This is a genomic window from Tunturiibacter lichenicola, assembly GCF_051013355.1.
Taxonomy (GTDB): domain Bacteria; phylum Acidobacteriota; class Terriglobia; order Terriglobales; family Acidobacteriaceae; genus Edaphobacter; species Edaphobacter lichenicola_F.
Map to the genome: position 1 here is coordinate 5,425,456 of NZ_CP132944.1, position 13,643 is coordinate 5,439,098.

Genomic DNA, 13,643 nt, shown 5'->3' on the forward strand with positions numbered 1-13,643 from the left:
TCGCTCGAGTTATTTGCACGCTTCGGTGAAACCCACTTTTCTTCTGGCAATTTTTTTTACGGTGTCGAGACTGCAAACGCAGATTCCCTTTGGGAATGACAAGAAGGCAACGACAAGAACAACAGCAACGGCAAAAGCAAATGCGGGGGTTCTTCGCTGCGATCAGAATGACAAGCGTTTTTTGGTCGGACTACGAAGCTTGAAGATGCAGGTGGAATGCGTCGACTTCGCATTCCACCTGTGATGTTCTTCGATCGGGTCAGTTTACTGGTCGTTGCCTTCTGTGAGGTCGGCTGCGGCTGGCTTCAGGTAGCCGAAGAGGCCGCCTGTGCCGTGGTTTGGGCCAGCGGTGAAGTAAAGCTCAGCGCCGGGTACGCCGGCTTTGTCGTAGCTGCCGGGGCCTGAACTGTTGGCGGGGCTGATGGCCCAGAGGCCGTTGATGGCGAGGGTCTTGCCCGTGGCATCTTTGAGGAGGCCTTTGAACTGGCCGGTCACGATGTCGTAGATGGCAATGGTTCCGCTAAATTCAGTTGTGCCTCCGCCAGAGAATTGGCCGATGAGGAGGTCATGGCTGGAGCGGCCGAAGTCCAGTGGAGCGAGCGCGACACCCCATGGGGCGTTGAGCCAGTCGCCATGCTCGAGGCGCTGAATGAGGCGGCCTTTGGCGGTGTAGATGTCGACGAAGCCAAGGCCTGGACCGTCTGTTTCAAACGGCTGACCCGGCAGGTGGAGTGCGTAGGTAACGACGACGTTGTTGCCGATGGTCTGGACGTTGAAAGGTACGAAGTTGCGGGGAAGGAAGAAGTCGGTGAAGGCGGGCGATTGGCCGAAGTCGAAGAGGTTGTGGCCGTATTCGTCGCCGAGTTTAACTGGATGGAAGTTGTTGTCGTAGACGTCGACGCGTCCCTTGGTGAAGTTGGCAGCGTAGAGGTAGCGGTTGCCGTTGACGAAGGCGCTGGTGAGTCCGGTGTAGCTGGAGCCGTCGGTTGTCTTGACTGCGATGACGGCGACGGTGGGATTGACGTTGGGATTCCAGCCGGAGATAGTTCCGTCGATGGTGGAGAAGAGGAAGATGGATGAGAAGCCACCGGGAAGGAGGAAGTCGGTGGGGACGCTGTTGAAGATGGTGCCGGTGGGAGTGCCGGTGGGGAAGATCTTATTGTTGGGATCGGCCTTGGGGATGGTGACGACCAAAGCCTGTACCGCACCTGCGCCGTTGTAGAGGGTGCTGACGCCAGTGCCGTTGTCGGAGACCCACCAGGGGCTGCCGGAGCTGCGGGAGAGTCCCCAGGGATTGATGAGGTTGGGGTCGGTGACGGGAGCGACGCCGGAGACGTTGGAGACGAGGTTGACTTGAGTGTAGTTCTGTCCGAAGACGGCGGCTGTCATCGATGTCATCGACAGGATTAACGAGGTGCGTGAGACAAGACGTAAGAAGGTCTTCATAGGAGACTTCTCCTGACTGTGGGGCCTCGCAGGTGGAGCTGACGTTGTAACCAGGGGTGCAGGTTACGGGGTGCGGGATCAAGCTGCAGGCGAGGAGGAACTGCGCTTGTAAATCCTCAGCAAGGGTAGTGAGGAGCGTGCAGTCCTGATGTCATGAAGTTGTCAGTCATTTGTCATATCTTGTCTAAATTTCTAGTTTTTTGATTGCGTCACGATGTGTTTTGCTCGAAGAACTTCGTCGTGAAGATTGGTTTTGTTGATGACAGACGAACGGCGGCATTCCCTTGCGGGACGCCGCCGTTTTGTGGAGTGGTGCGGTGGTTTAGTTTGCGACGATGGTGCCGGGGCGGACCTGGTCGGGGCCGCGGAGTTTCGTCTTCGGGAGATCGGTTCCGAGCCTGAGGCTGACCATCTTCTTGTTGGTGTCGACCGGGAAGGTGGCGACGTAGGTTTCGGATATGGCTTGCTGGAACTGTTTGAGATAGGGGTCCAGCGAGACGGGATTACCCTGGCCCTGATAGTAGGCGACACCACCGGTTCCCTGCGCGAGTTGAGAGAGATAGCTCTGGCCGCTGAAGCTGCCTCGGCCACGGCTGAATCCTGCGTCGCTGAAGAAGATGGAGTAGACGGGGACGCCGGAGCGCTGCGCGTCGGTGACGGCGGCGTCAACGTATGGGCTGTTCTGGTTGAGGATGCTGGTGCTGCCGTTGTAGGGGTCGACTCCGTTGGTGATCATGAGAACGAAGCGCGCCTTGCGGGTGGGCTGCTGGGCCTGCGGTGAGATCTGGCCTTCAGCGATGGATGGCCAGTTTTTTACGAAGTCGGAGAGGCAGAAATATGGGCTGGCGCTGGAGCCGGGGATGCCGGTGGGGAGATGCAGGCTCTTCGCGGCGGCTGCGCGGTCGTCGGTGAAGCCTGTGAGATCGGTGCCAGGAACGACGCGGCCGTTCTGCATGTAGCCTACGAAGACCTCAGTACCGGCGGGAAGGGTGGTGATGAAAGATCGTAGTGCGTTGAGTTCGCGACCAACGCTGGTGCGGAGGCCGTCATCGATGAGGAGAGCAACCTGTGCTCCGTTGGGATGGACGATGGAGAGGTTGGTGAGTGGGGTGAGGCGGTTATCGACCTTGGCAGAGACGTCTTTGGCAGAGAGAGCAGCCGGTGTTTTGGAGTCGAGTGTGATCAGGGCCTGGGTGGGCGTTGCGGTCTCCTGTGCCTGAGTGGTGACAGTGGCGGCGAGGAGGGTTAGAGCAAGAAGATATCGGGTCATTTTGTTTCCCTTCGAAGAATTAGACGGTTCAAAGTGGCTCATCGGTGCGAAAGAGGCAACAACTTACACGGTAGAGACACGGAAGAGACACCGTTAGTTGCCACCGATCCGGATCTTCGCGCCTGCGCGAATGGTGAAGGGCAGGCCGGGGTAGCCGATGGGGCCGATATGTTGCTGACCTAGAAGGTTGTCGAGCTGGGTGAACACGGTGACGCGGCGTGTGGCGTCGAAGAGCATGTTGAAGTCGAGCTTGGCGTAGCCGAAATCCAGATTGCGATTGGGGAGGAGGAGTGTGTTGCCGCCGTTGCGGTCGTTGTTGAGCTGGAAGGTGGAGTCGTCGCTGCGGCTGGCGAGAGCGCCTTTGATGGCGGTGGAGAATTTGTTGGTGACGTACTCCACTGCGAAGAAGCCGGAGCTGGGTGGCCGGCGGAAGGGACGGCTGCCGACGAGGGGTGAGAGCGCTCCGATGGCAATGCCGGGAATGTTGGGGTTGGTTGTTGGAGTGCCGTTCGCGGCGGCTACTGCGTCTGAGCTGAAGGATTGGAGGACTAGTGACGCCAAGTACGTGTAGCCGCCATCGAGGAAGAGATGATTGACGGGGCGGTACTGAACTTCAAGCTCCATGCCCTGGGTGCGATAGGCGAGAGAGTTGAGTGTGGCGGGAGGGATCTCGTCGGCGATGTTGGCTGGGATGCCAAAGTAGTGTTCGAGGCCGTTGGCTCCGATGGATTCGAGTTGACGGTTGAACTGATTGTGGAAGTAGCCGGCTTTGAGGATGACCTTCTGGTTGAGGATGTTTTGATCGACGCCGAAGTCGTAGGTGCGGGAGCGCTCGAAGGTGATGGGCGTGATGTTGTAGGTTGCGATGGCGGATTGATTGCCGGTTTGTTGGAGGCGATCGTAGAGGCTGGTGAACTGATCTGCGACGGATGGTTCCTGCACTCCGGTGGCTACGTTGGCGCGGAGGTTGGTGCCGCGGAACCAGCGCTTGCCGGGGCGGACGGGAGCGTAGGCTAGGCCGATGCGAGGGGTTCCGGCGATGCCGTAGAGGTGGTTCTGCTCGATGGAGCCGCCTGCGAAGTAGAAGAGGCGGTGTTTGACGTCGCCCTGGACCTGAAGGGTGTAGAGGAAGTTTGTGCGTTGGGCGGTCTGGCTGTCGGAGGTTGCGGTGTCGAGGAGACGGCCGCGTTCGTTTTCGTAGTGGAAGCTGAAGAGTGCGGCGATGCGGTGTGGGAAGGTGTAGTTGGTCTGGTAGAGGAGCTCGTCGCGGTTGGAGACGGCGTCGAAGCTGGGTGTAATGAAGGCGGCCTGGCCGGTGGCGGTGTAGCCGTTGGCTCCGCGGAGAGTGACGGTGTCGCCGTAGTAGGTGGTGGTGGGGAGGCCGTCGCTGATGGTAGTTACGGGCTCGCCTGTAGGGGTGAATTGCTCGACTTGTTCGCGCTTGCGAGCGATGCCGTAGCGTACGAGGTTGCGCCAGTTCCCTGCCAGTATGTTTTCTACGGTAATGCCGGAGTAGAGATCCTGGTCGGCGCGTTTGCCGGAGGCGGAGATGCCGTAGATGTCGTGGGCGTCGGGGAGACCAACTGCCGAGTCGATGTTGCGGAGGGTGAAGCGCGCGAGAGTATTTGAGAGGATGCTGTAGCCGATGTTAGCGATGCTGTTAGTGGTGTGGTATTCATCGAGTGGGAGGGCGTTGGAGGTGTTGAAGCGACTGAAGGCGGCCTGATAGTCGAACTTGTTGATGGCGCCGGAGAGGATGGCCTCGTTGCGATAGGTGTGGAAGTTGCCGGCGTCGCCGGTGTAGTTGACGACGGGAGCGAGGAGGCTGCTGCGGGTGGTGGCGAGGTTGACGACGGAGGCCTCGGTGCCGGTGCCGTAGAGGGCGCTGTTGGCGCCGCGATAGAGTTCGGGACCTGTGAGAGCGGTGGTGGAGATGGAGCTGTAGTCGAAGAGACCACCGATGTCTGCGGCAGGGATGCCGTCGATGAGAACTTGATTGGTGGTGGGGCCACCACCGCGGACGTAGAGTGCGATTGGGCCGCCAGCCTGGCCGGTTTGAACGGCGACGTTGCCGGGAGATTGGCGGAGGTCGTTGAGGATTCCGACTTGTGTGTAGAGATCGCCTTCGGGGATGAGTGTGATCGCTGAAGGGATTTGTGGGAGCGGGGTTGGGATGCCGGTGGCGGTGGTGCCGAGCTGCGGGGTGATGGTGGAGTATTCCATGACGATGTCGCGAGCGATGATGTCCGTGACGCCGCCGTAGAAGGGTTTGCCGATGCTGGGGGTGAAGGGCGCGGCGGAGATGAGGAGAACGAAGCGGCCGGGGACGGCGCTGCGGATTTCGTAGGAGCCGTCTTGAAGGGTGAAGGTGAAGGAGGCGACTTTGCGGCCCTGGATGAGTTGGACTCGGGCGTTGCCCAGAGGTATGCCTAGCGGTGTAGTGACAGTACCGTGGACGCTGACCGCCTTGGCCGGGAGTGTGAAGAGGAGGATGGCGGCTGCGAGGGCGAGTAAAGATCGGGTCGCGCGGCGGGCCGCCAGGGTGAGCATATTTCGATTGTAAGTTGCCGGGGGGAAAGAAGCTTAGGTGAAGAGCATGCCGTGATGGACCGGATGATGATCCTCTGACGACGGAAGACTGGCGATGCAGGAAGGACAGCAGATTCCTCCGCTTCGCTGCGGAATGACAACAAAAAAACAGGCAGTAGCGAATGCAAATGCAACTATAACGACGAGTTGTTCTTGTGATCAGGGGATCAGGAGAAGTTTTCCGGTGGTGTTGCGGGATTCGAGGTCGCGGTGGGCTCGCGCGGCTTCGACGAGGGGATAGGTGTGTTCGAGGCGCAGCTTGAGGGTACCGTTCGCTACTCCGTCGAAGACGTCTTTGGCGCGGGTTTCGAGGTCGGCGCGGGTTGCGACGTAATTTTTGAGAGTTGGGCGCGTGATGAAGAGCGAGCCCATGGTGGAGAGACGGATGAGGTCGAAGGGTGGGACGGCTCCGCTGGCGCCTCCGAAGAGAACCAGGAGTCCACGGGGCTCAAGGCATTGAAGCGACTGTTCGAAGGTGGATTTGCCGACGGAGTCATAGACGACTGGTAAGCCTTTGCCCTGCGTTAGTGTTTTTACTTTTGTGAGGAAATCTTCCTGGGTGTAGAGGATGATCTCGTCTGCACCAGCGGCACGTGCCAGTGCGGCTTTCTCTTCCGTCGAGACGGTGGTGAAGACTCGTGCGCCACGCGCTTTAGCCATCTGAATGAGGAGGAGACCAGTGCCGCCTGCGCCGGCGTGGATGAGGACTTCATCGTGGGATTGAATAGGGTAGGTTGAGTGGGCGAGGTAGTGGGCGGTCATGCCCTGGAGGATGGCTGCTGCTGCCTGCTGGAAGCTGACGTGGTCGGGGATGGCGACGAGACGGTCGGCGGGGGCGACAGCCAGTTGGGCGTATGTGCCAGGGACGAGACACCAGGCTACGCGGTCACCGGGTTTGACGGTGGTGACGTCGGGGGCAACGGAGACGACGATGCCGGAGGCCTCCTGGCCGAGGGTGTAGGGGAGTTGCGCGGGGTAGCGGCCTTCACGAAAGTAGGTGTCGATGAAGTTGACGCCGGAGGCTTCGATGCGAATGAGAGCTTCGCCTGGGCCTGGGGTGGGGGTGGGTAGATCGCGGAGGGTGAGGACGTCGGCTGAACCGGTGGTGAGGATCTGGATGGCTTGCATGGCTGGTTGTCAGGTTACAACACTGCGACACTCGACCTATTTGTCCTTAGTCGTCTCCATCTGTATAGCTCGTACATAAGTGGAAGGAGAATAGCGAAAATGATACCGATCCGATTTGGATGCTGGTAAATATCCGCAGTCGAAGTAACTTCGGTTCCACCGGCCAACCTGTACGAGATAGTGTTGCGATGCCAAGGCATGAATACACACCCGAAGAAGCCCAGCAAAAATCCCATTGATCCGAGACATGCATCTTTGAAGATCTTCAATGGTTTGTTCTTTAGAAGCAGAAACGAGACGCATCCGACAACCGCGCCAATCGAAAGCCCGACCAAAATGGATACGATCAGGCCAATAATCGCAAAGATCGGTGAGGTGAACAACACTCGAATATCCTAGCTTATCTTCGTATATCTCAAAGCCGAAAAGGAGTATCCCGCGAAATTTGGCACCAATCGATTGTGAAGCTCTAGGATTGCTTTTTTCATCTAAAATTGAGATATCAGATTCGAGCGGTTGTCGATTGCTGCTCGCGACATGACTTTGTTCCAGTATTTGAAAAGGAATTTGAAGACACTATGCCGAATCATCAGCCATTGCCTATTGCGATTTATTATGAGCAACCGATCTGGTTCAAGCTGTTGTTTGCGGAGTTGGATCGTCGCGGCGCGAACTACGTGAAGCTGGATGCGGTGTCGCATAGCTATGGGCCTGAAGACCACCCGGAGGAGCAGTACGCCGTGGTGCTGAACAAGATGAGCCCCTCGGCATGGAATCGTGGGCATGGGGATCAGATCTTCTACACGCTGGGGTATCTGGAGCATCTTGAGAGCCGTGGGGTTCGCGTGGTGAATGGCGTGAAGGCGTTCCGGAGTGAGTTGTCGAAGGCGGCGCAGCTTTCGATGCTGGAGGCCTTGGGGCTGGGGTATCCGAGGGCACGGGTGATTCACCGTGCGTCGCAGGCGAGTGCTGCGGCGGAGGGGCTGCGCTTCCCTGTTGTAGTAAAGCCGAATATTGGCGGCAGCGGCAGCGGTGTGGTGAAGTTTCAGACGAAGGAGCACCTGGCGGAGGCTTCAGCGAGTGAGAACGGGCTGACGCTGGGGATGGATTCGACAGGACTGGTGCAGGAGTTTGTGCCGGCGCGTGGGTCGTACATCGTTCGCGTTGAGGTGTTGAACGGAAAGTATTTGTACGCGATTAAGATATATATTACGGGCGAGACGTTTGATCTTTGTCCGGCGGATATCTGCAAGACACCGCTCGGAGTTGAGCTGGACCGTGCGGCGTGCCCGATTGACGCGGCTAAGGATGGGCTGGCGGTTGAGGCCTTTGATGCGCCTGCCGAGCTGATTGCAGAGGTGGAGCGGCTGATGGCTGCCGCGGGAATTGAGTTGGGCGGCGTTGAGTTTATGGTGGATGATCGCGATGGCGTAAGGATGTACTACGACATCAATGCGCTCTCGAACTTTGTAGCGGATGGGCAGAAGGTTGTGGGGTTCGATCCGTTTGTGAAGCTGGCGGATTGGCTTGAGGCTGAAGCGAAGATCGTCAACGAACGCAGAGCGGGCGTGCCAGAGCTGGCTGGAGCGGAGCGCTAATGCGATACGGTTTTTGGTTGCCGGTGTTTGGTGGTTGGCTGCGGAACGTCGATGACGAGAAGATGGCGGCGAGCTGGGAGTATGTGCGTGACCTGGCGAAGAAGGCGGAGACGATTGGGTACGATCTGACGCTGATCGCCGAGTTGAATCTGAACGACATCAAAGGTGTGGATGCTCCTTCGCTGGATGCGTGGTCGACCACGGCTGCTTTGGCTGCAGTGACGGAACGGCTTGAGTTGATGGTTGCGGTTCGGCCTACGTTTCATAATCCGGCGCTGTTGGCGAAGCAGGCGGCGACGGTCGATCAGATGTCGCATGGGCGGCTGACGCTGAATGTGGTCTCAAGCTGGTGGAAGGATGAGGCCACAAAGTATGGCGTGCACTTCGATGAGCATGATGACCGTTATGCGCGGACGTCGGAGTGGCTGGATGTTATCGACGGGTGTTGGAAGACGCAGGGGTTTTCTTATAAAGGCAAGTACTACGATGTGCGGGAGAATGTGCTTTCGCCGAAGCCGGTGAGGAAGCCGCGACCGACTTTGTATGCGGGTGGGGAGTCGGAGACGGCGAAGAATCTGATTGCGTCGAAGTGCGACGCCTACCTGATGCATGGTGATGCTCCGGAGGCCGTGGGCAAGAAGATTGCCGATATGCGCGAGCGGCGCGAGAAGCTTGGGCTGGGGCCGATGACATTTGGCGTGGCCGGGTACGCGATTGTGCGGGATTCAGAGGCTGAGGCTTTGCGTGAGGTGGAGCGGATAACCGATGTGAAGCAGTCGGCGCGTGGGTATGCCAACTATGAACAGTGGGTGACGGGCTCGAATCTGCAGACGGAGATTTCGTTGAAGGATTATTCGGTTTCGAATCGTGGTTTGCGATGTGGGTTTGTTGGAACGCCTGAGCAGGTAGCGGAGCGGATGGAAGAGTTCGCTGCGGTTGGAGTGGACCTGGTGCTGTTGCAGTCGAGTCCGCAGGCGGAGGAGATGGAACGATTTGGCGCGCAGGTAATTCGAAGCGGCGCTGGGGCTGCTGTCTAAGATTCTTATGCTGATCTCTTTTTTTGCTGGTTTTTTTTGATGCTTCCGATCAGCTACTGGATGAGACTCTCTTCCGAACGTAGACGTAGGATTCTGTCGACCGCGTAGGGTGCGCGGTGGGACGCGGTGTAGAAGTGGCGTACCTGTAGCTCTCCGAGTAACCCGATGCCCATCATCTGGATTCCAGCAAGGATGAGAATTCCGGCGATGACGAAGATCGGTCCGTGAATGCTCATAATGTGCTGGCCGGTGACGAGTTTGAGGATCAGGAGCCATGCCGCCATGCCGAATCCGGCTACCATGCCGAAGGCGCCGACCGTCCCGAAGAAGTGCAGGGGGCGGGTCATGTAACGGAGCAGGAAGCGGATGGTCAGCAGATCGAAGAAGACGCGAAAGGTGCGGGAGATGCCGTAGTGGCTCTTGCCGTACTCGCGAGCTGGATTCGAGATGGGAACCTCGCAGATCGTAGCTCCGTACCAGGAGGCGAGGGCGGGAATGAAGCGGTGCATCTCGCCGTAGAGCGGTATGTTTTGAATAACTTCGCGACGGTACGCTTTGAAGGTCGTGCCAAAGTCGTGGATGTCTACTCCGCTCAGGGCCGACATGAGCATGTTCGCGGCACGGGAAGGGATGCGGCGCAGGATGAAGTTGTCTCCGCGCTGTGAGCGCCAGCCGCTGACGACGTCGTAGCCCTCTTCGAGCTTTGCCAGAAAGTTGGGGATCTCCTCGGGGTCATGCTGGAGGTCGCCGTCCATCGCGAGGATGAAATCTCCCTGAGCATGGTCGAAGCCGGCTGCAAGGGCGGAGGTCTGGCCAAAGTTGCGGCGAAGCTTGATGACGAGGACACGGCTGTCTACTGCCGCGATCTCCTCGAGTAGCCGGTAGGTGCGGTCACGGGAGCCGTCATCGACGAAGACCAGTTCGAAGGAGTCACCGACCTGCTCCATGACGGCCTTGAGGCGGTCATAGAGAGTGGTTACGTTCTCTTCTTCGTTATGGAAGGGTACGACGATCGAATATTTCGGCACTTTCCAATGATACTCCCGCTGAAGTACTTGTTGGATGATTCAATGCCACATAAAGATTGGGGTCAAGTGAAATTTCTATCGGAAACGTCGCTATGACGGCTAGAAGTGAAGATTCAGCACAAAGTCCATGCTTTGCGGCTTGCCGAGGAATGAACCTGGTACGAACTCAGCCTGTTGAGCTGCTTCTGTCGCGGCGTCGGCCAGCCTTTCGTCACCGAGTTCGACCCTGATATCGCCGACTTTGCCGTCCTCCAGGACATCCAGGATCAGGCGTACCTGGCCATGACCTCCATGACAGGATTTCCCGGCCGTGCAATCCGGCTTTGGAATGCTGATCAACCTTGGAGGCGTAATTGGTGGCCTGCTTTGCGCTTGCAATGACAAAGAAAAGGGAGCTGCAAAACCGAAGATGTACAACGCACAGATCAGGCGCATGGCCAATGTTCTCATGAGCGGGACTTCTGAGCGTGATATTCCACTCAATCCAGGGTGATGCGGACGATAGCCAACTGACGCGGAGGAAAGGGTATAAGCCGGAAGTCCCGATACGAAAGCCCTGTAATACTCTTCGCGAGACTCCTTTTAGTTGTGCCGGAGGAGCATCGTTGTGACTTATCAGGGACTAAAGAATGATTTTGGTGGGCAGTGAGGGACTCGAACCCCCGACATCCTGCTTGTAAGGCAGGCGCTCTAACCAACTGAGCTAACCGCCCATTGTGATTCTGTGGGGCCTAAGACAGTGTATGGGACAGACCCGCTGGATGCAACGTCGGCAAAGTTCGTATCGGAAAGCTTTCCTTTTGATGGGTGGCGTAGAATTATCTTGATACCCCTGGGGGGTATTGTGCATCTATTTGATACTTGGCAGATCTCGGGCCGGGTAAATAGGAGATATGAGATGTACGAGACGTTGACCTTATCGATCGAAGGAATGCACTGTGGCGCCTGTGTTCGCAGGGCGACAGTCGCCTTGCAACGAGTTGCGGGGGTGGACTTGGATTCTGTCGACGTTGGATCAGCAAAGATGAAGTTCGATCCTGAACAAGCGAGCCCTGATGAGATCACGAGCGCTCTCGACCGCATCGGCTTTGCTGCACATGTTAACGAGTAATCTTGGGAGCGGATGTCGATGTCCAGCAATCTGAAAATCGAAGAGACCGTCGCTAACGATACACAGTCCAGAGTGCGAGAGCGCGTAACGATCCCGGTCTCGGGAATGACATGTGCTGCGTGTCAGTCTTTCATCGAGCGAACACTTGCCGATCAAGCGGGAGTGGAGGACGCGGCCGTAAATCTTATGCTGCACAACGCAACGGTGACGTTCGATCCGCAAGCGACGTCGACCGCAGCGTTAGTGGAGATGATTCGACATACCGGTTACGGCGCTGAGATGCCTGTTGAGCATCGTTCGGTGCTCCTGGAGCAGGAACAACATGATGTCGATCAGTTGCGTGAGACGAAGCAACTCCGCCTCAAGGCGACCGTCAGTCTGATCGCTGGATTGTTCGCTATGGTGCTCTCGATGCCGCTGATGAGCGCAGGTGAAGCGGGCGGCATGGAACGCGTGAACGATCCGCTTATGAGTTGGAACATGCGCGTGCTCGATCCAGCTTTGCGAAGAGTGCTGCCATGGATGTATGAGCTGAATGCCGACGTAATTCGTTGGATACTGCTTGCGACAGCGGTATTTGTCGCTGTGTGGGCGGGGCGACGTTTCTATGTGAAGGCCTGGTCGGCACTGCTGCATAAAACAGCGGATATGAACACACTGGTAGCGCTTGGGACAGGAGCGGCGTTTCTCTACTCCACGGCAAGCACAGTGGCACCCGGGTTTTTCTTATCGCATGGCATCGCTCCCGACGTTTATTTTGAAGCAGGGATTTTGATCATTGGATTGGTGCTGACTGGAAATACGCTCGAGAGTCGCGCCAAAGGTCAGACCGCGGATGCTTTGCGCAAGCTGATTCAGTTGCAGCCGAAGACGGCGTCTATTTTGCGAGAGGATGTTGAATATCAACTTCCGCTCGAGTCAATTCAGGATGGGGATGTTGTGCTGGTGCGACCGGGCGAACGAATCGCTACTGATGGAGAGGTGATCTACGGCAAAAGTACTGTGGATGAGTCGATGCTTACAGGCGAATCGTTGCCTGTTGACAAGATCGCGCGAGACCGAGTGATTGGAGGAACGCTTAATCGACGTGGATCGTTGCAGTATCGTGCGACAAGTCTGGGAGCGGGTAGTACGTTGGCGCAGATTGTGAAGCTGCTGAGAGACGCTCAAGGATCTCGCGCCCCTATTCAACGAGTCGCAGATCGCGTCAGTGCGATCTTCGTGCCAATTGTTCTGGGTATTGCGATCGTCACCTTTGGTGCATGGCGAGTTTTTGCGCCGCACGCGGGGGTGATGCAGGCCTTTGCCGCAGCAATCACGGTTTTGGTAATTGCATGTCCGTGTGCGATGGGTCTGGCTGTTCCGACGGCGGTGATGGTTGCAACCGGCCGTGGAGCTGCACTCGGGGTTTTGATCAAGGGTGGGGAAGCTCTGCAACGATTGGAAAAGATCGATACTGTTGTGCTCGACAAGACAGGCACAATCACCGTAGGCCGTCCCCAAGTGACAGATATTCTGTTGACGTCAGACGACGAAGATTCAGCGCTAAGTACAAATGAGAGAGAAGACCGCGTCATTCGAGTTGCGGCTGCTCTTGAACGAGCCAGCGAACATCCTCTCGCTGCCGCTGTCGTTAGCTACGCGCATGAGCGCGGGCTGAGTCTTCCGGAGGCGAAAGAGTTTGAGTCATTCACTGGTCTTGGAGTTGTGGGCACCGTAGAAGGGCAAGCTACGTTGATTGGTAATCGCTCTTTGATGGAGAAATACGACGTTGCTGCGACCTTACTCCAAGTTGCTGCTGAACGAATCACTGAGGATGGCAAAACGGCGTTGTGGGTTGCAATTGACGGAAGATTGCGAGGCATCCTAGCTGTTGCGGACAGGATCAAACCCGGCTCCGTAGAGGCGATTCGCAAGATGCATGCCGAAGGGCTTCGAGTGGTTATGCTGACCGGTGATAGCGAACGTACCGCAAATGCTATTGCCAACAGGGTCGGATTTGACGAGGTCATCGCAGGGGTGCTGCCAGCGGGTAAGGTGGATGCGATCAAGCGGCTGCAGATCGCGAAGCGCGTGGTCGCCATGGTTGGCGATGGAGTGAATGATGCACCTGCATTGGCGCAGGCTGACGTGGGTCTCACGATGGCGAGCGGAGCTGACATCGCTATGGAAGCCGGAGATGTAACTTTGATGCGAAGCGATTTGGCGGGAGTTTCAGCCGCTTTCGCTTTGTCGCGCGGCACGATGCGAGTAATGCGACAGAATCTCTTTTGGGCATTCGTCTATAACGTGGTTGGGATTCCGCTTGCAGCCGGCGCTCTGTATCCAAGTTTTGGTTTATTGCTCAGCCCAGTCGTTGCCAGTGCAGCGATGGCGCTTAGTTCTTTCAGCGTAGTTATGAACAGCCTGCGATTGCGCCGACTGAGGATCGGATGA

General features: G+C 57.3%; 10 protein-coding genes and 1 tRNA gene. 4 read left to right on the forward strand and 7 right to left on the reverse strand.

The features are described from left to right. Nucleotides 1–264: 264 nt before the first annotated feature. The 4 genes from RBB82_RS22700 to RBB82_RS22715 form a co-directional block, all read right to left on the reverse strand. Nucleotides 265–1,446, reverse strand: coding sequence for a TIGR03118 family protein (locus RBB82_RS22700; RefSeq protein ID WP_433973001.1), 1,182 nt, complete (start codon nt 1,444–1,446; stop codon nt 265–267). Between the two features lie 322 nt (nt 1,447–1,768). Beyond that, nucleotides 1,769–2,716 carry a hypothetical protein gene (locus RBB82_RS22705; protein WP_433973002.1) on the reverse strand — a complete coding sequence of 316 codons (948 nt, stop codon included), beginning with the start codon at nt 2,714–2,716 and terminating at the stop codon, nt 1,769–1,771. A 93-nt stretch (nt 2,717–2,809) separates the two neighbouring features. Continuing rightward, nucleotides 2,810–5,266: a TonB-dependent receptor gene (locus tag RBB82_RS22710; protein WP_433973003.1), complete on the reverse strand. Its 2,457-nt coding sequence runs from the start codon at nt 5,264–5,266 to the stop codon at nt 2,810–2,812. Between the two features lie 198 nt (nt 5,267–5,464). Further along, nucleotides 5,465–6,433 (reverse strand): quinone oxidoreductase family protein, encoded by a 969-nt coding sequence (locus RBB82_RS22715; protein ID WP_433973004.1) that lies wholly within the window; start codon nt 6,431–6,433, stop codon nt 5,465–5,467. A 578-nt stretch (nt 6,434–7,011) separates the two neighbouring features. Between RBB82_RS22715 and RBB82_RS22720 the strand changes: the two genes are divergently transcribed. Both RBB82_RS22720 and RBB82_RS22725 read left to right on the forward strand, forming a co-directional pair. Next, nucleotides 7,012–8,031, forward strand: coding sequence for an ATP-grasp domain-containing protein (locus RBB82_RS22720; protein ID WP_433973005.1), 1,020 nt, complete (start codon nt 7,012–7,014; stop codon nt 8,029–8,031). Then, on the forward strand, nt 8,031–9,068 hold the full coding sequence (locus tag RBB82_RS22725; protein ID WP_433973006.1) for an LLM class flavin-dependent oxidoreductase: 1,038 nt from the start codon (nt 8,031–8,033) through the stop codon (nt 9,066–9,068). Before RBB82_RS22720 ends, RBB82_RS22725 begins: the two co-directional genes overlap by 1 nt. Nucleotides 9,069–9,121: 53 nt before the next feature. On the opposite strand, the gene RBB82_RS22730 is transcribed toward RBB82_RS22725, so the two are convergent. The 3 genes from RBB82_RS22730 to RBB82_RS22740 all read right to left on the reverse strand — a co-directional run bounded on the left by RBB82_RS22730 (nt 9,122) and on the right by RBB82_RS22740 (nt 10,809). After that, on the reverse strand, nt 9,122–10,096 hold the full coding sequence (locus RBB82_RS22730) for a glycosyltransferase family 2 protein (RefSeq protein ID WP_433973007.1): 975 nt from the start codon (nt 10,094–10,096) through the stop codon (nt 9,122–9,124). 99 nt (nt 10,097–10,195) lie between these two features. After that, nucleotides 10,196–10,546, reverse strand: coding sequence for an energy transducer TonB (locus RBB82_RS22735; protein WP_433973008.1), 351 nt, complete (start codon nt 10,544–10,546; stop codon nt 10,196–10,198). 186 nt (nt 10,547–10,732) lie between these two features. After that, nucleotides 10,733–10,809: transfer RNA gene (locus RBB82_RS22740), tRNA-Val, on the reverse strand. A 185-nt stretch (nt 10,810–10,994) separates the two neighbouring features. Here RBB82_RS22740 and RBB82_RS22745 point away from each other — a divergent pair. Together RBB82_RS22745 and RBB82_RS22750 are read left to right on the forward strand one after the other, a co-directional pair. Beyond that, complete coding sequence (locus tag RBB82_RS22745) at nt 10,995–11,207, forward strand: heavy-metal-associated domain-containing protein (RefSeq protein WP_433973009.1); 213 nt, start codon at nt 10,995–10,997, stop codon at nt 11,205–11,207. Nucleotides 11,208–11,225: 18 nt separating this feature from the next. Next, nucleotides 11,226–13,643, forward strand: a complete 2,418-nt coding sequence (locus RBB82_RS22750; protein WP_433973010.1) for a heavy metal translocating P-type ATPase — start codon at nt 11,226–11,228, stop codon at nt 13,641–13,643.